A 23,216-nucleotide genomic window follows, 5' to 3' on the forward strand; every position below is an offset into this window, starting at 1 on the left:
TAAAATATAACAAATTGTATTTCCTCATCTGATTTTGTTTAAAAGAATGTACTTAGAATTGTTGCTTCGTGACAAGAATTGCATTGAAACAGGCCGTGTGATTACAGAAAATGGAATAACAGATCAGGAAACCATAATCCTCTGCAGAATCCCATTAAGCCTTTAAAATAATCCGGAAGGTGGTGCCTTTACCAGGCTGGGATTCTTTTACAAATATTTTCCCTTTGTGATATTCTTCCACAATTCGTTTAGCAAGTGACAGGCCTAAACCCCATCCCCGTTTTTTTGTAGAATAGCCCGGTTTAAAAACAGTTTTAAACTTTGACGCAGGTATGCCCTTGCCACTATCTTTAATATCCACAAAAACCTGATGCTCTTCTTTTTTCAGGAAAATGTCGATGCTGCCATTACCACTTATTGCATCAAGGGCATTTTTCATCAGGTTCTCAATTACCCATTCAAATAAAGGCGGGCTGATAAGCGCATCTAAATTATTTTCCTGTTCTGCATAAATATTGATGGATACTTTTCCCGAAGCTCTTCGCCGTATATATTCAACGCTGTGCTCCATTTCTATATACAGGTTGGTAGATACTAATTCCGGCTTTGAGCCAATCTTTGAAAAGCGCTGTGCAATCAACTCCAGTCGTGCTATATCTTTTTCAACATCGGGAATCACCGAGGCTGCACTATGGTTTCCCAGTATAAGCTTCATATGCTCTACCCAACCGGAAAGCGCGGATATTGGAGTTCCCAACTGATGAGCGGTTTCTTTAGCCATCCCTACCCATACCCGGTTTTGCTCTGCACGCCTGGAGGTGCTGAATGTTAAATATGCTACCAGCAGGAAAGCCAGAATGATTGAAAACTGTATAAATGGAAAATACCGCAGCTGTACCAGTAAATAAGAATCACTATAGTAAATGTATTGATGTGCATCAGCGGTATATTTAATGTCGATTGGCTTGTGCGCTGCTTTCATTGATGCAAGCTCACGGCGTATATAGGACGTATCCTGAGCTGCGCGTAATGTATCAAGGTTTTTATAGCCCCTGACAATTCCACTATCATCAATCAGAATAAGAGGAACGGTTTCATTAGTTTCAATTACATGAAACATGAAACCAACATCTTCATTTCCTGTGGGGTTTCTGATACGCTGGTATACATCAGCAATCAGTTCCATTTTTTTTCTTTCCTCTCGGGCAAGCTTACCGGCGAGGAAGTTAGTATACCACACAGAAGCGGAAATAATAAGGAGCAACACAATCAGCAAAATCATCTTCCAGCGGTTCCTCTGTTCGTAGATGCTCATCGGTTATCCCTGGGAAGCGATTTCGGTTTAAATATATTTTTAAAATTACTTACTGCCTTCTGCTGTTTCTGCTGTGTATTGGTTTTCTCAGATGCAGTATTACTGCTGGTAATATCATCTGAAGAATCATTTTCAAATTGCAGGTATTGAGCTTCAGAAGGAGCTTTCCAGTCTTTCATCTGGTTGTGGTTATCTGCCTGTTTATTAAACTCGTTATTCAGGGCATCCTTTAAATTATTTTTCTCCTTATGGAGGTCCTGTGCTATTTCTTCTTTCACCTTTTGCTTATCATACCTGATTAAGGGATTTCCTGCCTTACCTGCCATGGTTAAATAGAGGTTCAAAAATCCCTGCGTATTTTGTTCTGCATCGTCCACAGTCAAGCTGCTTTTACGAAACTTTGTTGTTAGCAACTTGAGCAGGTTTAACTGCACTTTATAATCAATATCATTTTCAAAGCTATGGGTGCCGGAGAGCTGGAGATTCAACGCATTTGTAAAGATGCTTGTTATCGGGATGTTGATGGTTCTATCTTTTATTTCCACCTGGTTCTGCAATCTGCTAAACTGAATATTTTTTAACTCCTCTACTTTTACAAAACTCGCAAGCGCCATCATCGGTTGAAAATTATTCAGTTCACCGTTCTCTATAGTTACATCAGCAAGTGCATACAACTTTGAAGCATCGAAAATTTTTCCATTCCATGCGGCGTGCAGGACAATAGTTGATGTCACAAATCCCTTCAGATTCTTAGACGTTAAGATACCCTGGCCGAAATTGTCAAATTCATAAAAAAGCTGGGTAATGTCAATTTGGTTCACCTTTGCCGTAAGGTCAAGCAGGTTGTGGCTTTTATCCGATATGTCCAGCTTTCCATTGGTAAGTAACGTGCCGTTTTGGGTATTCATACCCACATCATTAAAAAATATAATCTCACCGGGCAATACTACATTTCCATGTAGGTTTGAACCAGAGAATTTTAGATAATTAAAATGTTCTACGTTACCTGTAATATTTCCCTGCAAAAAATAAAACACCGGCGGAATGGAAAAATTGGATCTTCCAGGTGTATCATTGACCGTTGTAACAGAGGTTCCCACCAGGTCTTCCCATTGTAAATGGTGAGATGACAGCGCCACATTTGCAGTTATTTTTTGAGTGTTTCGGCCGGAAGTATTGAGCGAAGTGATTAAGAAAGGAATTACATTTTTAATAGTTCCCTCAAATTGCAGATCGCTCTCACGTGCATTGAATCGAAACTGCTGGAAGGAGATTTCATTATTATTAATTTGAAAACTGCCGTTTAAGTGTGTATAGACAGCTTTTGCAGTTGCCACCTTTACATCATCCAGTTTAAAACTGCCACCAGCGGCTATGTTATTAAAATTTGATGCTGAAACCAAGGAGTTCATTGCACCCCTAAAATAAAACTGACTGAAGGATACAGAACCATCCATATCCTTTATTAAATCGGATTCAAGCATAGGTGCCAGATTCCTCAGGAAAAGGTTTCCGTTAAGATTAATATCAAAATAGGGATTCTCCAAGTTGCGAACTACTGCCGACCCCTCAATCCTGTTTCCCTGAAAAAGCGCAGACAGGTTATTTAATTCCACATAGGATGTTCCGCGGTTATGACTTTGGCCATTTGAGTAAACCCCGTTAAGATTAACATGGTCAAAGGTGGCTTTCATATTATCGTGAGTTATTGACCCATCCTTCATTACGAAAGAGCAGTTAACCAGCGGAGATTCATCAGCAGAGTTATTACCTTTAATACTGAGGTCAAATCCTAAATTTCCGCGACTTGAAAAATGAGAGCAATAGGTTGCCAATTTTAATGGCAGCAGCGAAGCAATTTTTTCAATTTTTAATTCTTTTCCTGAAATGTGTAAATCAAGCTGATTTCCCTTTACCAGCGAAAGTACATTACCGTCAATAGCAAACCGATTACCGGCAATCTCAACAGTTCCATTTTTAAAAGAATAAAAGTTTTTAGCAAGGTCAATATCTATTCGGCAGGATAATTTTATATCCCGTTCAGGCAAAAAGTCTTCTCCGTTTATGAGCAATTGCTTAGCTAAGAGGTCAGATTGAATGTCAAGTAAAAAATGATCTGATGAGAAGTCTCCGCTCAGAGAGGATTCATGTGTTTGTAAAACACATCGCTGATTTGAGCGGTCATCAATGTAGTCAATAAGGATGTTAGACAATATTGCATTATTAATATTCAGCCGGAAATCTGATGGTTTCGAAGATGCAGTCTTTTTAATAATATCAAAGTTAGTTTGCCCCTGAGCTGTAACATGAATATTAACTGCTCCGTCACTCATAATTATCTTTACTATTTTATAGTTGCTTCCAAGCAGATCCCACACGTTAAATAGTAATGAGATTTTCTGAGCAGAAAGCAAATTATTTTTTTCTGGAAGCGATTCGGTGATTTCTACCTGGTTAAACTGTAGAGAAGCATAGGGAAAATGGCTGAGGAAAGAAAATGAAACGTCACCATTCACCTTTACCTCTGTTGCGAGTTGCTTATTGAGTTCCCTGATGGCAATTCCTTTTATTGAATTTTCAAATGCAATAGTGATGAAAATCGCAGCCACCATCAAAAGCACCACCGTAATGGAAGTGACTTTTATTATTGCCAGGAAAATTTTCGAAAACCTAATTGTACTCTTCATGCAGGTAAAATTATAATAAACACAACGCGATCAACCTGGGCGCCACCAGGGTTTTAAACAGGAATATGTGAATTGAAGTATTCAGGCTTCAGTTATTTACTTTTCTCATTCAACAAATTACTTTACCCGCTCAGAAACGAAGATTTGCGGGCAGTATTTCCTGTTGCTATTTTTAAGATCTCTTTTGGTTGTTGTGATGAGAGAACTGAGAGGAGTTTTGGAAGGGATTCGTAGACGCATGCGAATCCCTTTTAAATTAATGTGGGTTGATAACTATCATTACTTAATTGACCATCGTTGCCAATTACTGTTTTAGGAATTATTCGTGTTTAATCCTACAAGCTCCAGCATCTTTTTATCCGAACCGGTTGTAAATCCGGACACTATAATTTCTTCATCAGTTACTATCAATTGTTTAGTTTACTAGCAAACAAACAATTGTGATACGATAAAGGTTAATGTGTAATTTCTCAATGGCATTCCAGCGCTTAATGATAAATTTCAGTACCAGATTTACATGTTTGGTAATTACATTTAAAGCTTTATAAAGTCTTTGCTCTTTTCTATTTTCACAGAATGAGTAAGAGGCAATTACGCCAAAAAGCAGAGACACAGAAAAAACCTAACGCTGCGAAAAGAGAGCCTGGCACCTTTTTTCAGCATAATCGTTCGCTGTGCCTTGTAATAGCAATTTTTACTTTTCTTGCTTATGCACACTCGTTAAGCAATGGATGGACGGATTGGGACGACGAAGGTTACGTATTAAAAAACACATTGGTAAAGACTTTCGATCTGAAAGGCATATTCACCTCGTACGTATTAGGCAATTATCATCCGGTAACGGTTTTAGTGCAGTCAATTGAATATCAATTCTTCAGTGATAATGCTTTTGGATTCCATCTTGTTAGCCTGCTGCTGCACATCATTAATTCTCTGCTTGTTTTTTGGTTTACTCTTCTTCTTACAAAAAATAATAATATAGGGCTCATAGCTGCCATTCTCTTTGCGGTTCACCCCTTGCATGTGGAATCAGTATCGTGGATAGCCGCCCAGAAAGACCTCTTATACGTATTGTTTTATTTGGGAGCGCTGATCCAATATGCAAAATATTCCAATGAAGGAAAAATCGATCGAAAGAAATATGTGCTAATCATTCTGCTGTTTTTGCTGTCACTTTTATCGAAAGGACAGGCAGTAACCTTACCTGTTATTATGATTTTGATAAATTGGTTTCAAAAGAAAAAGATATCGATTCGCAGTCAGTTAGATAAAGTTCCTCTTTTTATCATCGCGATTATATTTGGGATAGTCGCCATATTTGCACAGCAATCGGTACATGCGGTTCAGGATATAAATGCTTATTCAGGAACCCAGCGTTCAATGTTTGCCTCTTATGCTATAATTAATTACCTGCAGCGGCTTTTTATTCCTGTTAAGCTTTCTGCCTACTACGCTTATCCGCAGATTATTGATGGAAAATATTTGGCAATTGTTTATGCTTCGCCTGTGCTGTTGCTGATTATCTCTTTTTTAGTGTTTTATTTTAGAAGAAACACGCTGTTAGTATTTGGCAGCCTGTTTTTTATCATTAATATTTTTCTGGTGCTTCAGTTTCTTCCGGTAGGAGGAGCCTTGACAGCGGACAGATATTCTTATTTGTCATTTCTTGGACTATTTATATGGCTCGCTTCAATGGTAGCCAGGGCATGGGAAAATTATAAAGTAAAAAGTGCTGGCATTTTAATAATCATTGCCGCTACGTGGGTTATCTTTTTATTTATAGATACTGTTATTCGTTCTGGAGTATGGAAAAACAGTGAAACATTATGGACTAATGTAATAGAAAATTATAAAGGTTTTCCTATCGCTTACAATAACCTGGGATGGTACTATTTACAGACGAATCAGCTTTTGCTGGCGAAGAGTAATTTTTACGAAGCTTTAAGATTAAATCCCACTTATGATAATGCACTCATTAACAGGTATTCTGTTTTTAAAAAGTTAAACAACATGGATTCAGCTTTAATAGATGCGAAGAAGGTAATGAAGATAAGACCGGATTTGGCAGATCCCTATATGGATCGTGGAGTGTCTTTTGGCATGGCAGAAAAGTTTGACAGCGCTTTGATGGATTTCCACACTGCGTTAAAAATAAAGCCAAAGTATGCAGATGCTTATCAAAATATTGGAAATTTATATGGAATGAGGAATATGCCTGATTCCGCTATTTCAAACTATCAGCTGGCATTGAAATATGACCCAAAAATTACCGGTCTTCACAGTAATCTGGGTTCCTTATACTTGCAGAAACCTGACTATAAATTGTCCATTGAAGAATATACGAAAGCAATTCTTGAAGATGGAAGTAATGGAAACAACTATTATGGAAGAATGCAGGCTTTAGAAAAGTCCGGTCAATTCAGTGCCGCATATCAGGATGCCCTGCAAGCGGTAAAGTTAGGAATAGATATACCGCAGGATTTAATAATTCATTTAAAAAATAAGGCAGGAATAAAGTAAATCACCTGATCTTGAGGAGATCCTCAGGAGTATCAATAGCCACCGTTTCTATTTCAGTTAATGCGGTATGTATTGTAAATCCGCTGGAAAGCCAGCGTAGCTGTTCCAGTGATTCAGCTTGTTCTAAACGGTTTGGTGGCAATTTAACCAGGTGCAACAATTCCTTAATTCGATACCCATATATACCTATGTGTTTAAAATAGTCTGTAGAATAGACCCATTCTTTTTGAGGCTTATCTCTCAAGAATGGTATTGGTGAACGGCTGAAATACAATGCTTTTCCGCTGATATCAGTTACACATTTAACTACATTTGAATCGAATAGCTCTTCCTGCTTTTCAATTTTTTTTATCAGAGTAGCAATTTTAACCGTGTTATCGAGGAAGCAACGGCACAACATCTTTAATTGAGTATGCTCGATAAAAGGCTCATCACCCTGCACATTTATTATTACTTCAAAATTACCACCGATTTTTTCTGCTGCCTCTGCACATCTACCCGTTCCTGATTGATGATGAAGGGATGTCATTATCACATCTCCGCCAAAGTTTTCCACTGCTTTTTCAATTCGCATATCATCCGTTGCAACCACTGCTCTTTCAAACAATCCACTTTCCTTTACCCTTTCAAAGACATGCTGAAGCATGGGTTTGCCATTAATTAATTGCAACGGCTTTCCAGGAAAACGTGTGGAGGCATATCGTGATGGGATGATGGCAAGAAATCTCAAAAAATCTATAATTTAAAGGTTGAAGGTAAATTTTTGAAATGAACTCCTGTTTACATAGCTGGCAGAAAAAAGAAAAGCTCCTATTGATTGAGAGCTTTTCCATAATCCATTAAAATTACTTTGTTACTTCTGATACATGATACGACCGTTATACAGTTTACCGTACGCAATCACCCTAACAAAAATATACTATGGCAGGGTTTGCAATAACAGCTGCAAGGGAGATACTGCCACTGTACTCCAAACATTTGTATTGCAATGCAATACGATATAATTCCTTTTTTCTTATAATAATTTATTCAGTGAAAGCATTGCCTAAGGGTACATAGAAATTTTAATGAATAGCAAGTCTTTCATTACGCTTTGGATTTATTAAGCTTCTATACTTTAAGAAAGCAGATCACATATCCTGAAAAGTTCCTTTCCCAAATTTTATTTCTGATAGACTATCTGACCTGTGTAAAATTTGCCTTCAAACGCCAAACTTATAAAGTATACTCCAGAGGGAATAGCAGCAGGAAACGTTATATTTTTTTCCAAACCGCCATTAATGACCTGTGAGTTATCAGCATACACTATCTGGTTCAAAGCATTGTAAATTTTCACTACAGCGCTCGTATTTCCTTCATCCTTTAATTGAAGCGTGATTCTAAAACTTCCACTGGAAGGATTTGGGTATACAGAAAAAAGGCTGAATGAATTCTCCGCCACCATCGCATCTAACCTGCAACCGACTACGGTTTTTGTTTTAGAATATTTGGTGCAACCATCCGGAGTAGTGGCTAAATATTTATAAGTTCCCGGCTGGGTTGCGGTGTACGTAGAATTAGTGGCTCCTGCAATAGGATTTTTATCTATATACCATTGAAACGAATATCCTGTAACCACTTGTGCATTCAAAATAACAGAGCCCGTTGAACATATATTCAAATTTCCTGTATTAGTAATTTTTACAGATACAATATAGTTGGCTAAGGTGGTTTTGGGACTCGTGGCTTTACATCCATTGGCATCAGTGATGATTACAGAATAAGAAGCCTTAACAGAAGTAGTATACGAGCTTTTGGTAGCTCCCGAAATGTTGGTGGATCCTTTTATCCATTGATAACTGTATCCGCCTGAAGTATTAGCTGTAAAGGTTTGATTGACTTTTGGACATACCGTTACAGTTCCGGAAGGAGTGATGGTTGCAGTTGGCAAGGGATTTATAGTTATAGTGGTTGCAGATGAGGTAGCGGAGCATGAACCTGAGAAAACGGTGACAGTGTACGATCCGGCGGCACTGGCAATAAAGCTTGATGAAGTTGCCCCTGAAACAGGAATTCCATCCTTATTCCATTGATACGTCAACCCGGATCCGGTATTGGCTTGCAGCGTAACTGTGCTTCCGGCGCAAATCGCTATGGCGCCTGAAGGATTAACAGATGCGCTAACAATACCTTCATCAGTTTGCCCATTGCAGTTATCATCCACACCATTGCATACTTCCACCGCTCCGGGATAAATATTTCCGTTGCCATCATTACAATCCCCACTGTTGAAAACATAGCCAGGAGGCTGGCTGCATGACTGAATCGTTACGTTTGCATTTCCATAAGTATCATTGTCGGCATCGGCATAAAACGTGGTCTTTACACCTTCATCCGTTTGACCATTGCAATTATCATCGATGCCATTGCATATTTCCGAAGCATTTGGATGTACACTGGCATTACCATCATTGCAATCTGTGTTATTTGCAACATAGCCAGGAGGCTGGCTGCATGACTGAATCGTTGTATTTGAATTACCATAACTGTCCCCATCTGCATCGGCATAAAACGTGGTCTTTACACCTTCATCCGTTTGACCATTGCAATTATCATCGATGCCATTACAAACTTCTGCAGCATTGGGATGCACGTTCATATTTGCATCATTACAATCCGTATTATCTGCTACATAACCCCCCGGTGGAGTAGGAGACAAGCTCAGGATAGAACTGCCGGAGTTGCCATATCCGTCATTATCTGCATCAGCATAATATGTATAAAGAACGCATCCTTCATCAACCTGCCCATTGCAGTTGTCATCAGTTCCATTACCGCAAACTTCCGCTGCACCGGGATGAACTGATGCATTTGCATCATTGCAATCCGAGTTATCAGATACATAACCTGCCGGGGCGGCACAACGCTGCAGGCTCATAGAAGGAGTGCCATAGCCATCCCCATCGGCATCAGCATAAAAGACAGATGTTGCAATACCTTCATCTGTCGTACCATTACAGTTATCATCAATGCCGTTGCAGCTCTCCGATGCACCGGGATGAACGGTGGCATTGTTATCGTTGCAGTCTGTATTATTGGCAACATATCCTGCAGGTGCAGCACAGGCTGATTGAGCTACTGAAGGATTTCCAAAAGTGTCTCCATCACTATCAGCATAAAAAGTAAAGGACGTACACGGCGTTATGTTAATGCTATAATCTTCCGTTTCACCATTGGTAAAGGCAACGCACGGATCCACAGGTTCTGCTGAATATTCCACGCGCACCCGCATCCCTGTAATCCCGGTAAGGGCAGTGATCGGAATACTGATATTGCTATTAAGCGTTTGACCACTTCCACTGCCGAGATAGGTTCGTTCATTTGCATCGAAAAAACCGTTATGATTAAAATCAACCCAGATGCTCACGTATTCTGTTCCCCCGTTGCCTACAGTTACTGAGATTGCAGGATTGGTGCCTTGTGTAGCTGTTGCCGTCGAGGACGTGTAATTGGCATATCCATTTACAGAGCAGGCAGAGCTCTTATTTATTCCCCCAAAAGTTACATTAGTGATATTATCGTCCTGAGAGCAATCAGAGCCTCCCGGAACGCAGTAACAAACATTGAAGGGGCTCATAGTAACCTGCAATGGTGTTGACAATATGGAAAGTCCCGAAAAAGAGCAACCTACCTGGCAGCGATAATAGGTGGCAGTATTTTGCGAAGTAGTATAAGATGCATTTGTCGCACCCGGAATTGAAGTATACGATGATCCATTGATAGAAGTTTGCCATTGAAATGTAATTCCAATATTTACATAAGATGTACTTAATGATAAAGTGAAAGGAACGGAATTGCATGAAGGATTTATGCTGCTCAGCGTGGAGCTTGATGAAGGTGTGCCGCTGCAGTTGACAGCTGTAGCTATAGTTATTCTGAAATCTTTAGTTTCTCCAAAGGTTTGATCAGAGGAACAGCTGGATGAAGGCAATGCAGAAAGGTTATTGCGTATTCTTAACCGGTGCGTGCCCGCCGCAGCTGTAAGTGATATGGCAATAGAACCACTAAGTGTAGTACCGGGGCCACCGCTGTAAACCAGCTCGCCTGCATCTTCGAAAGAAGCATTGTCATTAAAATCAATCCAGATTTTTGCATAGTCATCGGCATCTCCAAGCGTAAGTGTGAAGGTGCTGGTAACACCTTGCGTAGTAGAGGCAGTAGTTCCGATATCTGCATAACCAGGACTGGAAACACAGCCGCCTCCTGAATAATTAATTCCTGAAAAAGTGAATGCTGAGATTTTATCTCCTCCACAACCACCTTCCGTGGTAAACGGGGTGCAATAGTTTACCGTTTTATTTCCACCAGGATTTAAAGCAATGGCAGGAACAGATCCCGGGTTGTTAGCACCACCTGATGCAATTATGGTAATGCCGCCGGTATTTATTCTGGCATCCAGAATATCATTTACAACTGCTGAAATTTTTATATCAAAAGTGATCCAGACGTAATTTACCCCTGAGATCAGAACTGACGACAGGCCAGTTAAAGTTGCCGATCCCGAAGAAAATGATTGTCCGCTTCCTATTTGAGTGGTAGGGCCAGAGGAATTACCGATCCAGACTTTAACCCCATTTACAGAAATATCTGCATCATTAGTATTTTTAGATATGATGGTTATGGATGAAAGTGTTAATGTTCCCAAAGATCCGTTCACCGGAATATCAACTCTTAAAATGGTATTGTTTATTGTTGCCGGTGCTGCATTCCCCGTTTGTTGTACAGACGTTATGGTGACTACCGTTTTTGGTGAAGGAATTGGGGGAGTCCACTCAAAAGTTTCACCGGGCAAAGGCTTTACTGCGATATTGTAAGTACAGGTAGCACCTGCGGTAGTACCCGCAGTGGTAGCAGCCCAGCTTACAGAGGTAGTTCTGTTATTGAAATCTGCATTGGTAGCACCACGAATTCCAACCTGTAAATTTTGAGAAGTTATACCCGGGCAAGATCCGTATACAAACTGAATTTTATTGGTTCCCTCCAATAGCTTTATTTGAAAATTAAACTCATTTCCACCCCCTGAACTGAAAAATCCCCAGTTTGTCCATTCAATTGTGAGCACTCTGCTGCCTGCTGCCCCGCTTGTTTGATAGGAAATTTGAGCACCGGGAGTTACTCCGTATAGGTCATTATTAAATGCTGAAATTACATTATTGGTAAGGCCGGAGCTTATGGCGTTATTACTCGTAACAGGAACAGCACCCAGGCTGATAAATCCATTCGCATTGATGCCAAAGGTAGTATAGTCATTTCCGTTATAATTAAATGTAAAACCGATAGGAAATGTGCCGAAGTTATCGTCATCGGCCGTAATAGCAACTATTACCGTTCCGGCACCTCCTGAGACAGATGAATATAACCCAACAGAAGAGCCAAATGAGTAAGAGGATACCTGGCCATAGGTACAGACAGAAAAAATAAATAAAATTGCAAAACAAGGCAGTTTGTAGAGTGTATTCATTGCAGAAATAAGGGGTTTGGCAGGAAGAATATCTGTTACCAGGCAATACCGCAAAGGAACTCGAAAGGTTCCATTCTTATAATTCGAATTATTGCGTTTTGTTACTATATCTAATGGATTTTTTTTCACAGTGATACTCTAATTTGGAATTAATAGTTTTGCGACTCTCTAATACTTCAATTAACCAAAACCAAGAACATGAAAAGAATTATCCTTATAACCGGTTACCTGATTTTATGTCTTCCTGCAAGCATCCTTTTTGCACAGGCCAGAAAATACGTTTTATTTGAACATTTCACCAACTCCAGCTGTCCTCCCTGCGCTGCATTGAACCCCGGGTTTGAATCATCCATACTTGATGCCAACAAAAGCACAGTAAGGGGCATCGCCTATCACGGATGGTGGCCCGTGAATAATGACCCCATGTATCTATCCAATACATCGCAAAATGCCGATCGTATTAATTATTATGGTGTCACCGGCGTTCCTACCGTTATTGAGATGGGCAGTAAAAAAAATGCTTCTCCAGGAGCATATTCTCAAATTGATGTAGATGCACAATTAGCTGTTTCTACTTCAGTAAAAATTGAGGTCGCAGATACTGCTTATGGCACCTTGCACAACGTTTTTGTAACAGTGAGTTCAGTCGGAGACCCTACGTCTGCCGGAACCATTCACCTTCGTACAGCAGTAATTGAGAGAACAGTATTTTATAATGGGGATAACGGGGAAACTGTTTTTCCAAATGTTATGAGGCTGATGCTTCCTGATACAGATGGTGAGTTGCTTACTCTTCCTGCCAATGGCAGTGATACCACTTTTTATTTTACCTATACTCAGGATTCTGCATGGAACCCTTCAGAACTTGCAATAGTGGCTTTTGTTCAGGATGATTTCAGTAAAGAAGTGTTTAACTGCGGTTCCTCTTTCGATCCGACAGCGAATGTAGTCAATAATGAAAATGTAACAAGTGCCGGTATGCCCGGAATAGTTTCGGATTTTAGCTTACAAGCGGAAAACAGTGGAAAAGAAACCGAAAACTACCGGTATTCTATTTCCTCTAACGCTCCCTCGGACTGGTCGGCAACCTTCATGGTTAATGGAGTTACTTATTCCGATTCTGCTTTTATAACAATTGAGCCTGGTCAGTCTCTGCCTATTACTGTTGATGTGACGCCCGGAACAACTCCCGGCTTCGCACAATACACGCTTACTGCAACGTCCGTTTCCCATCCTGAAGATGATGCTGTAAGCAATACTGTATATGTGATCTCTGGTATCACCGATCTTGTTGTAAATAATGATGGTAATAAAGGAGATGGAGAGGCAGAAAATGCATCTCATTGGGAATCCGTGTATCTCCAGGGATTAAGTACTTCGGGTTCGACCACATATACCTCGATGGGCTCGGGAATAGCCACCAAGGCAAGCAGCGAAAGTTCGCTGGCTGGTGTAAAGAACATTTTTTATAATGTAGGCTGGACGTTCCCCGCTCTTACGGAAGAATGGGCACAGCAATTAGAAAACTTTATGAACGCCGGAGGCAATCTTTTTATCAGCGGGCAGGACATTGGCTGGGACATTTCAGCTGATCCATCTGCCGGCGGACATGCTTCTCCTCTTTTACAGGATTTTTACACCAATTACCTGTTTGCACAGTTTATTGGTGATGGCGACCTCACTAACAGGCCATTGACAGCCAATCCAGTTGATCCTGTGTTTGGCAGTTTGGGTACCATCACTCTTATTAATTATTATGGCAATTATTTTTATCCTGATCAGATTGCACCTGCTGGCATTGGAACACCTATATTTTATTATAATAACGACACGAATAAAGTTGCGGGGGTCCGGGCAGATAACGGGACTTTTAAAGTAGTGTATATTGCTCCGGGTCCTGAAATGATGTCATCCCTGACACGGGATAACGTGATAAAAGCGGCCTACGATTGGTTTTACGGCATTACAGGAATAGAACAAGTGAACAACGCTTCTGTATTGATTGGTCAGAACTATCCAAATCCGAGTGATGAATTCACTTCTATCCTTTTAGGAAATCTGACCAATGATTATACATTCATTTTGACTGATGTTGCCGGAAGGATAATGCTGACTAAAAATGTTTCCAGTAATGCTTCATTAATCGAAATCAATACTTCATCATTACCGCAGGGAATTTATTTCTATTGTTTACAGAACGGAAAGGAACACAGTGCATCGAAATCGCTGCAGGTGATACATTAAAAGTCTGTTAGAAAGTATTTTAAAACGGGGCTTGAAACGCTCCGTTTTTTTATGTAGTACAGATGGAACGTGATTAGATACCTGCAATCAAAATCTTGCTGAATCCATTACTGCCTTTTTCCAATTGTATTTGGGTTTCTATTCTTTCTTTTAAGGATTCAATATGAGATATAATTCCTATCGTTTTATTACTTTCTATTTGCAACTGTTCAAGCGTGGAAATAGCAAGGTCGAGTGATTCAGGATCGAGGCTGCCGAACCCTTCATCGATATAAAGACTTTCGATCTTCACATTTCTTGAAGCCAGATCTGATAAAGCCAGGGCCAGGGCTAAGCTAACTATGAAAGTTTCGCCACCGGAAAGCGTCTTTACGGACCTTCTTTCCTCACCCAGGTAGGTGTCTATAATTGTTAGGTCATCATCTTCTTCACTCCGGGGAATATCCAGTAAATACCTGTCGTTAAGCTTTTTTAAGCGTTCGTTGGCCAGGATAATTAATTTTTTTAATGTTAGGCCCTGTGCAAAAGTGCTGAAATTTTTTCCGGTAGCGTCGCCAATATGTTTACAGAGAAGCTCCCACTTAAGGTTTGCCTGCCTCGTTTCATCAACTTGTTCCTTTAGTTTAATGATCCTGTTTTTTCTCGTTACGTTTTGAATTTTTTCAGCCCGGTATTCCAACAGGTTTTGTTTAGCATGATTAAGTGTTTGTATCATCTCAGCAAGCTCCTCTGATAACTGTTCTTTTGTTTTTGTTGAGTCATCATTTGGAAGAAGCTGCTTTTTTCTTTCATTCGCATTTTCAATAAGCGCCTGCACCCTTTTAAGGTTTCCATCAAAAGATGATAGTTGATATTTCAGGTTATTAAATTCTGCATCAGGAAGAATATCTTTGAATGACGATAGAATATCACTATAGCCAAAAGACGAAAGTGTGGGTTTCAGGATATTTTCACTCTTCAGCTGTTGCCTATTCAATTGATCCATTTGCGTTTTGTATGAATTTATTTTTCCTTCGCTTGTTTGAATTTCATCGTTTAACTTATTAAGCGGGCTGCTTAATGTATCGCAATCTCCGCGTATGTTGGTTCCTGTGTAACGTGATTCTACTTCTTTCTTTGCTTTCGCATATTCATTAAGACGTTGAGTGTATACATCAACCTCTTTTTTAAATTCATGCAAATCATTTTTTGTTAAAATCAATTTTTCTAATTCAGCAACAGATTTTATTTCATTCTCAATTTTGGCTATCGAAGCTTCCAGCGTATGCACATTACCCACTTTTTCTATGGCAAGCTGCTTTTTACGCACTGCAATTTTATTCTGCTGACTCACCATTTCATTCTCAATTACCATTTTTTCTTTTTGCAGCGCCTGCAATCTTCCGGAATTGACACTAATTTCACTTTGTAAGTCTTGTATTTCATTTTCATACCTGTTTCTCTCATTCTCTAAATCCTGCAGCTCCTTTGTAAGCTCAGAATTGTTATTAAAATACTCATGGATATATGGATGATGAGGCGAGCCACATAAAGGGCAAGGTTCTCCCTGCTTCAAATGTTGCCTCTCTTCTTCAAGATTTTTTTCTCTTAATTTTTTTTCACGCTTATCTCTTACCTCTGTAATTTTTGAGCTGACCTTATTTTTTCGTTCTATAATTTTTTCAAGTTGAGGCTCTTGTTTTTTAATCAGCTCCGCAGTTTCGAGTATTGCATTTTCGTTTTCCTTTTGTTTTTCACGGTTTTCAGTAAAATTCTCTACCTGAAATTTTAAATCCTCTGTTGCTCTCAATTTTTCTCTCAGCAACTCAATGTGGCTGCTTAATTTTTCAGGGTTTATTCTATTTTGTTTTATTAATATATCAACGTTGGCTGAAACTGCAGAAAGCTCGTTACAGACTTTCGAATTTAACTCGCTAATCCTTTCCCCACTTTCATAATTTTTATATTGAACAAGCGCCGGCTTCTTAAGATGGCTTACAATTTTTAATTTTTGTTCGTTTAATGCCTTTTCAACAGCAATTTTTTTTGTGACATGATATATTACTTGGTCACGATAATCGGTCAAAGCTTTAATTGCATTTTGTGCTTCAACTTTCGAATTAATAAGCTTGCTTATAGAATTTAAGGTTTTACTTACTTCATCTTTTTTATTCTTTAATTGCGTCTCCTCGTTTTTAATCTCTTCATTAAATTTTTTTATTGAATCATTGCCGGAGATATAATTTCTTATTTCATTAAGATAAGGCAACAGCTGCTCATGCCTGCTGATACGTTGCGCATGCTGCTGCCTGAAGATTTCGAGATTGCCCGTTATTTGCTTTTCTTCATTGTTGTAATTCTTTATTTCCTCTTCTATCTGCTCAACATTTATTTTTACTTCGATTGCTTTTTTAATCTTAGAGTGGCACGTCTCTTTGTTATTGATTTCATCATTTATTGTATGAATTAAATTTTCTAACTTATCTTCCCTTTCCTGGGTTAGCAGCTGGCCTTCTTCCGATTCTATAATGTCAACTTTTGTTTTAATCCCTTCATTTTTTTCTTTAGACTTTTCAAAGGCTCTTTTCCCAATCTCCCTGTAAATACTCATTCCTGTAATATCTTCCAGAAGTTTACCACGTTCATTTTTATCCGATTTCAAAAATTTTGCAAACTCCCCCTGCGATAACAGTATTGACTTTATAAACTGGTCATAGTTAAGGCCAATCAGTTCTGCATTCTTGATGGGTACTTCCTTATTACCTGAAACAATTATTTCACTCGTTACCGCATTAACGAGCTCCATGTCATTTGCGCGAAGACCACCTCTTTTATTTTTTGCTACAGACCACTTCGAGCGGTAAGATCCTTTTTTGCAGCTATAGTCTACCTCTACAAAACAATCTGTTTCATTTCTTGTAAGTATAGAGCCTGCTTTTTCAATGAAATTTTTAGAAATAATATTTGATTCAAAGCGCGGTATTTTGTTGAATAGCGCCAGTGTAATTGCATCAAGAATGGTGGATTTGCCGGAGCCGGTTGGGCCTGTAATAGCAAACAAGCCTGCTTCTGAAAGGGGAGGTGCTTGAAAATTGATTTCCCACTCGCACCTCAGGCAGTTAATATTTTTAATCTTAATTTTTAAGATCTTCATTTCCTATACTGCCTCATTTATCTCATTATATAGCTCGTCGAAAGCTTCACTTATTAATTCCTTTTGCTTCTCATTTACATTTTCAGCTTCCAGTTTTTTTAATAAAACTTCCCGCGGAGTCAGGTCTTCTATATTTTTATCTTCTGCATGGAATTTTTCTGTTTCAGATAGTTTATTTAAGAACTTCACCTTATAGGTTAAAATCTGTACTTCATCACTTTGAAATTCAGTAATAAATTTATGAATGTCAACCGTGAGCAACGGGCTGCTGCTCTGCTCAATAATCTCTAATTCTGCAAAGCATTTCAATCGTTTGGAATTTTTAAAGTTTTTTAACTGCGACTGTACCTCGTTAAAAGTTCCTGTGAATCTTTTAAGTGTTCTTGCCGACGGTATTTCATGAACCGATACCTGCCGGATGCAATCATTGAATACTTCTAATTCCAAAATAATTTTTTTATCGTGTTTTTCACTAAAGCTCAATGGAATAGGAGAGCCGGAGTACCTTATATTTTCACTGTTGCCTACCTTTTGCGGTTTGTGAATATGGCCTAAAGCAATGTATTTACAATTTTTAGGGAAATCATTCGAACTAAACATTTCTGCACCGCCTCTTTGAATATCTCGTTCGCTGTCTGAAGTAGCAACGCCTGACGTAAATAAGTGCCCCATCAATATAACAGGAATTTTTTCTCCGTATTTTTCAAAAGCAAAATTTACCAATGTTTCAAAATAATTTTTCATTCCTAAAAATTTCTGCTCGACCCGGCTTTTATAAGTTTCGCCTTCCATTGCCAATCTAATATCTGAATCACGCAAATAGGGTACAGCGCAAACAACGCATTCAATTTCTCCATTCTTATTTTTCAGTTCAATAATACTGTCTTCCTTTGTTTCTGGAATGCTCGCCACAATATTTACATTTAACATTGCCAGGATAGCTTTGGGACCATTTAAAACGGCTGGTGAATCATGATTGCCCCCGGTGATAATTACTTTACAATTAACGTGAATAAGCTTCTCCAGAAACAAATAATAAAGATGCCTGGCCTCTGAAGCAGGGTTAGCCTGGTCGAAGATGTCGCCTGAAATTAAAAGCACTTCAATCCCTATTTCCTTAATGAGATTTATTAACCATTCAAAGAAAATTTTATGGTCTACGGAAAGATCTGCTTTATGAAGTTTAATTCCCAAATGCCAATCGGCTGTATGTAATATTTTCACCCTGCAAAAATATTTAAGTTAAAGTAAGTACTTCAACCAGATGAATAATAATCCTGCTTACATTTTATGATTGAAATAGGAATGCTAGTCCGGCTTGACCTAAAGGAAGAATAAATTAAATAATCATTTGCCAGTATCTCAAAATGCGGATGCTCTTATAAATAAAGTATTGCGCTACAAGTATTACTTGATTGACCCTGAACAAAATGAGCGTCAAATCATAAAATTTTCCTGGAGTTATAACAGGTAAAACTGATAAAGCTTGGTTCCCGCGGCTTCTAAGAAAGCGTTAATATGCTTAATTAAATTTCTCTGAGATATATTCAATCAATTTTTCATCACTCATTTTATTTGAAGTACTTTCCTTCGAAATAACATTTTTAAACTGTGGTGTTTCCGAAAGAAAATGCTTAAACTGTTCCTGTGCCGTACCTGTGCCTGTAACATGCACTTCTTCTGCATTTTGCATATGGGAACTAATCTCTTTAAAAAATTTGTGCAGTAAGGTATGCTCCAAATTGTTTGCAGTATTTTCATTGGAGTTACTGCCGGCGCCATCATTTTTAGCATGGCCCAATACTATAAAGTTCCCGGTTTCAATATGCTCTCGGCCTACTACCGTAGCATGATGTGAGTCCATCCAAACTCCGAATTGTTTTTTATTTTTTTCAGACATCGTGTTTTTGGTTCGAGGTTAAAAAGTTATAAGTTGAAAGGTATCTATAAATTATAAGAACAATTGCTAAAGATCTGCAAGATGACTTGTTATAAAGAAAGGAGCATGTACCGAAACAATTGAAAGCACACCTGCTGAAACATATATTTGCCAGTCAGATTAGATTCCAGATATCGGAATACTTAATCTTCCGGCAGCCCCAAATCTTTTTCCATCGCCTTAATATCTGGTGCGTGGCCTCGGAAATTCCGGAACATGGTATTGTAGTCTTCCGTATTTCCACGTGACAAAATGAGGTCGCGGAAACGCTGCCCATTTGCCCTCGTTAACCCACCATTTTCTTCGAACCACGAATAAGCATCTTCTTCCAGCATCTTCGTCCACTGGTAAGCATAGTATCCTGCAGCATAGCCATTACTCCAGATATGCAGGAAGTAACTAGAACGATAGCGCGGAGGAACTTGTGGAAGATCTAATCCCGTAACATGAAGTGCAGTTTTTTCAAATGCATCGGCATCCTTTACTTCATCATTGGCACCGAGCTTATGCCATTGCATATCGAGTGAGGCTGCGGCAATGGCTTCTGTGAGCTTATAACCTTCGTTAAAAGAAGATGCTTTTTTTATCTTATCAACAAGGCTCTGAGGTATTGCTTCACCTGTTTTATAATTAACTGCATAATGGTTCAGCACTTTAGGATCCAACGCCCAATGCTCATTAAACTGCGAAGGGAACTCTACGTAATCCCGGGCTACGTTTGTACCTGAAAGAGTAGGATATTCCTGGCTCGCAAACATACCGTGCAGCGCATGGCCAAATTCATGGAACATGGTAGTTACATCATCAAAACTGATGAGTGCAGGTTCCCCTGGCGCAGGCTTCGTAAAATTGCAGATATTGTACACTACAGGTTTCGTACCAAGCAACTTTGACTGACCTACCAGGTTACTCATCCACGCTCCGCCAGATTTGTTATCACGCTTAAAATAATCGCAGTAAAACAAAGCAAGCGATTTATTGTCCTGGTCGAATACTTCAAACACCCTAACATCAGGCTGATAAACCGGCAGATCGTGACGCTCTGTAAATGTTAAGCCATATAATTGGTTCGCTGCATAGAACACTCCGTTTTCCATTACCTTGTATAATTCGAAATACGGTTTAATCTCTTTATCATCAAGGTTGTATTTTGCTTTACGCACCTGCTCGGAATAATAGGTCCAATCCCAGGGCTGTAATGTGAATCCACCTTTTTGCTGATCAATCAAGGCCTGGATATCTGAGGCTTCCTGTTTTGCTTTAGCAGTAACGGATGGAACCAGCTTGTTTAAAAATTGATCTACGGCTTCGGGTGTTTGTGCCATTTGGTCCTGCAGTTTCCAGGCCGCATAATTGGCAAACCCCATCAGGTTTGCCTTTTCCTCACGGATAGCTGCAATACGTGTAATGACTGCGCGGGTATTATTAGAGTCATTTTTTTCTGCACGGTTCCAGGATGCTTCAAATAATTTTTGCCTTGTGGCACGAACGGATAGCGACTGTAATTTTGGTTGTTGGGTAGTATTTTGTAAAGGTATCAGCCATCCTGTAAGGTTTCGGGCTTTGGCATTTTGTGCAAACGCATCCAGATCTGATTTAGATAAGCCCGCTAATTCCGATGAATCTTTTATTAACAATGCTCCTTCCTTTGCTGCATTTACCAACTGATTTGAAAATTTAGCATTTAATGTTGCTTCTTCCTCATTCAGCTTTTTCATTTTTGCCTTATCTGTTTCAGAAAGTTTGGCACCAGCAAGCACAAACTCCTGATATTGGTATTCAATGAGTCTCTTTGCCTCAGCGTCCTTAATTGCATTACGAGTATTATAAATGGATTCAATACGCTTAAATAATTTTGCATTAAGATAAATGGCGTCCTGGTTGGCAGCCAGCTTAGAAGCAATTTCTTCCTGCAGCTGCTGCAGGGTATCATTGGTATTTGCGCCTGTAACCAAGCTGAAAATATTATTCACACGGGTCAATAGCTGCCCGCTTCTTTCCATTGCCTCTATAGTATTTTCGAAAGTCGGAGATGCTGTATTGTCCGCAATCTGATTGATCTCTTTTTGCTGCTCTTTAATTCCTTCTTCCAGTGCAGGCTTAAAATCAGAATCTTTAATTTTATCAAAAGCCGGGGCCTGGTAAGGCAGGGTGCTTACTGTTATCAAAGGATTCGTATCAGGAATGTTACTACTGTTCATGGCGGGTATGTTACCGTTATTCTTTAAGGAAAATAATGATATAAATAATACTGCAAACGGCAACATCACGAATTGTTTCATAGGGCTCTATTTGTTATGGTTGAAAGTTATACAAATCTCCAGAGATAATTAATTTCTTTTATTCTGGCAGCGGCAATTTTAGGGAATCCTACTAATAAAACACAGTAGACTCTAGACTTAAATGACGCTAGATTTTATAGATTGAATATAGCTATTTACCGTAAAGGACGCGATTGAAATTTTAGCTTTTGAATTTTTATTTCCGGCAAGATGCTATAACAAAAAACTACATAAGGTAAATGTGAATTCTGATCAGTAAGGCTTTAAAACATTATACATTCACGGATTATAAATTAAAATTGTGCATGCTAAAACAATACAGCTGAGGACAGTAGATGTAATCCGGTATGTTACACCATTGCGCGAAGGTGGTTCTTTGCCGGCCATTGCAGATGCAGATGATGGGTTTATGTATGTAATCAAGTTTCGCGGAGCAGGGCAGGGTGCAAAAATGCTTATAGCAGAATTGATTGCAGGAGAAATTGGGCGGGCGCTTGGATTAAAGGTTCCTGAAATTGTGTTTGCAAACCTGGACCCTGCATTCGGTCGCTCAGAGCCTGATGAGGAAATTCAGGATCTGTTGAAAGCCAGCACTGGCTTAAACCTTGCGCTTCACTTTCTTGCCGGTTCCATAACGTATGACCCGGTAACAACAACCATCGATGAAAATCCTGCATCTCAAATTGTATGGTTCGATTGCTTTGTGACGAACGTAGATAGAACAGTGCGCAATACTAATATGCTGATTTGGAATAAGGAATTATGGCTCATTGACCATGGAGCATCATTGTATTTTCAACATTCCTGGGACCGGTTTGAAGAACAGGCACAAAAACCCTTTGTGCAGGTAAAAGACCATGTACTGTTACCGCATGCAACTGAATTGGATAAAGTTGATAAAGCATTCCGAAAAATCCTTACTGCAGAACTTCTTGAATCCATCGTTTCTTTAATTCCTGATGAATGGCTGCATAATGGTTCGTCGGAACAATCGGCAGATGAAAAGAGACAGGTGTATCTTCACTTCCTGAAAACAAGGTTGGAAGCGTCAGAAATTTTTATCAATGAAGCCAGGCATGCAAGAGAAACACTTATATGAATATGCGATAATCCGGCTTGTGCCGCGCGTTGAGCGGGAGGAGTTCCTCAATGTGGGAGTAATCCTGTATTGTGCTGATCAAAATTATTTAAAAACAAAATTTGAATTGCGGCATGATAAGTTTCGAGTCGTTTCTGATGGTCTGGATATCGAAGAACTTACGGCTCGTTTGTGTTCCTTTCAACAGATTTGTTCGGGAATGGAACAAGGAGGATCCATCGCTAAGCTTCCGATTGCTGAACGTTTTCGATGGCTCACTGCAGCTCGAAGCACTATGATACAATTGTCTCCCGTACATCCCGGCCTCTGCGAAGATGCTGAGGAAACGCTTGATAAATTATATCTGTCGCTTGTTCAGTAACATTTATTTGCACTCCGCTTAATTATCTCACAATGGAATGGGATATAATTTCATTTCAATTTTTAAGCTGAAAGAAAAGAAAGTATTCATCTCTTTTTCTTCCCTCCTAATAGGCTAATTCACATCATTGGTGGTT

The 23,216-nt window shown here is 39.2% G+C and carries 12 protein-coding genes; 4 read left to right on the forward strand and 8 right to left on the reverse strand.

Annotated elements, in window-relative coordinates; genetic code table 11:
- Positions 1–154 precede the first annotated feature (154 nt).
- Both H0W62_04290 and H0W62_04295 read right to left on the reverse strand, forming a co-directional pair.
- A complete protein-coding gene (locus H0W62_04290; protein MBA3647760.1) occupies positions 155–1,315 on the reverse strand; it encodes a HAMP domain-containing histidine kinase in 1,161 nt (386 codons plus the stop codon).
- Positions 1,312–4,002: a hypothetical protein gene (locus tag H0W62_04295; GenBank protein MBA3647761.1), complete on the reverse strand. Its 2,691-nt coding sequence runs from the start codon at positions 4,000–4,002 to the stop codon at positions 1,312–1,314. Before H0W62_04295 ends, H0W62_04290 begins: the two co-directional genes overlap by 4 nt.
- 576 nt (positions 4,003–4,578) lie before the next feature.
- Here H0W62_04295 and H0W62_04300 point away from each other — a divergent pair.
- Positions 4,579–6,522 carry a hypothetical protein gene (locus tag H0W62_04300; GenBank protein MBA3647762.1) on the forward strand — a complete coding sequence of 648 codons (1,944 nt, stop codon included), beginning with the start codon at positions 4,579–4,581 and terminating at the stop codon, positions 6,520–6,522.
- Between the two features lies 1 nt (position 6,523).
- Here H0W62_04300 and kdsB read toward each other — a convergent pair whose 3' ends face one another.
- Together kdsB and H0W62_04310 are read right to left on the reverse strand one after the other, a co-directional pair.
- On the reverse strand, positions 6,524–7,252 hold the full coding sequence (gene kdsB, locus H0W62_04305) for a 3-deoxy-manno-octulosonate cytidylyltransferase (protein MBA3647763.1): 729 nt from the start codon (positions 7,250–7,252) through the stop codon (positions 6,524–6,526).
- Positions 7,253–7,684: 432 nt separating this feature from the next.
- The gene (locus H0W62_04310) at positions 7,685–12,151 is read right to left on the reverse strand and encodes a T9SS type A sorting domain-containing protein (protein MBA3647764.1); all 4,467 of its coding nucleotides are present in this window, start codon (positions 12,149–12,151) and stop codon (positions 7,685–7,687) included.
- A gap of 69 nt (positions 12,152–12,220) precedes the next feature.
- Here H0W62_04310 and H0W62_04315 point away from each other — a divergent pair, with 69 nt between their 5' ends.
- Positions 12,221–14,266 (forward strand): Omp28-related outer membrane protein, encoded by a 2,046-nt coding sequence (locus H0W62_04315; protein ID MBA3647765.1) that lies wholly within the window; start codon positions 12,221–12,223, stop codon positions 14,264–14,266.
- A 73-nt stretch (positions 14,267–14,339) separates the two neighbouring features.
- On the opposite strand, the gene H0W62_04320 is transcribed toward H0W62_04315, so the two are convergent.
- From H0W62_04320 to dcp, 4 genes are all read right to left on the reverse strand, one after another.
- Positions 14,340–17,399 (reverse strand): AAA family ATPase, encoded by a 3,060-nt coding sequence (locus H0W62_04320; GenBank protein ID MBA3647766.1) that lies wholly within the window; start codon positions 17,397–17,399, stop codon positions 14,340–14,342.
- 3 nt (positions 17,400–17,402) lie between these two features.
- Positions 17,403–18,623: an exonuclease subunit SbcD gene (sbcD, locus tag H0W62_04325; GenBank protein ID MBA3647767.1), complete on the reverse strand. Its 1,221-nt coding sequence runs from the start codon at positions 18,621–18,623 to the stop codon at positions 17,403–17,405.
- A 298-nt stretch (positions 18,624–18,921) separates the two neighbouring features.
- On the reverse strand, positions 18,922–19,299 hold the full coding sequence (locus tag H0W62_04330) for a hypothetical protein (protein ID MBA3647768.1): 378 nt from the start codon (positions 19,297–19,299) through the stop codon (positions 18,922–18,924).
- Between the two features lie 182 nt (positions 19,300–19,481).
- A complete protein-coding gene (gene dcp, locus H0W62_04335) occupies positions 19,482–21,620 on the reverse strand; it encodes a peptidyl-dipeptidase Dcp (GenBank protein ID MBA3647769.1) in 2,139 nt (712 codons plus the stop codon).
- 301 nt (positions 21,621–21,921) lie between these two features.
- Between dcp and H0W62_04340 the strand changes: the two genes are divergently transcribed.
- Together H0W62_04340 and H0W62_04345 are read left to right on the forward strand one after the other, a co-directional pair.
- Complete coding sequence (locus H0W62_04340) at positions 21,922–22,719, forward strand: aminotransferase class I and II (GenBank protein ID MBA3647770.1); 798 nt, start codon at positions 21,922–21,924, stop codon at positions 22,717–22,719.
- Entirely contained in the window at positions 22,697–23,080 is a 384-nt protein-coding gene (locus H0W62_04345; GenBank protein MBA3647771.1) for a DUF3037 domain-containing protein, read from the forward strand. The genes H0W62_04340 and H0W62_04345 overlap by 23 nt, the downstream gene beginning before the upstream one ends.
- Positions 23,081–23,216 lie beyond the last annotated feature (136 nt).

The sequence above is a fragment of the Chitinophagales bacterium genome, assembly GCA_013816805.1.
In the GTDB taxonomy this organism is placed as follows: Bacteria; Bacteroidota; Bacteroidia; order Chitinophagales; family UBA10324; genus MGR-bin340.

Coding starts and splice junctions, on each gene's coding strand:
- H0W62_04290 (MBA3647760.1), bottom strand. CDS start 1,315: ATGAGCATCTACGAACAGAGGAACCGCTGGAAGATGATTTTGCTGATT.
- H0W62_04295 (MBA3647761.1), bottom strand. CDS start 4,002: ATGAAGAGTACAATTAGGTTTTCGAAAATTTTCCTGGCAATAATAAAA.
- H0W62_04300 (MBA3647762.1), top strand. CDS start 4,579: ATGAGTAAGAGGCAATTACGCCAAAAAGCAGAGACACAGAAAAAACCT.
- H0W62_04315 (MBA3647765.1), top strand. CDS start 12,221: ATGAAAAGAATTATCCTTATAACCGGTTACCTGATTTTATGTCTTCCT.
- H0W62_04320 (MBA3647766.1), bottom strand. CDS start 17,399: ATGAAGATCTTAAAAATTAAGATTAAAAATATTAACTGCCTGAGGTGC.
- H0W62_04330 (MBA3647768.1), bottom strand. CDS start 19,299: ATGTCTGAAAAAAATAAAAAACAATTCGGAGTTTGGATGGACTCACAT.
- dcp (MBA3647769.1), bottom strand. CDS start 21,620: ATGAAACAATTCGTGATGTTGCCGTTTGCAGTATTATTTATATCATTA.
- H0W62_04345 (MBA3647771.1), top strand. CDS start 22,697: ATGCAAGAGAAACACTTATATGAATATGCGATAATCCGGCTTGTGCCG.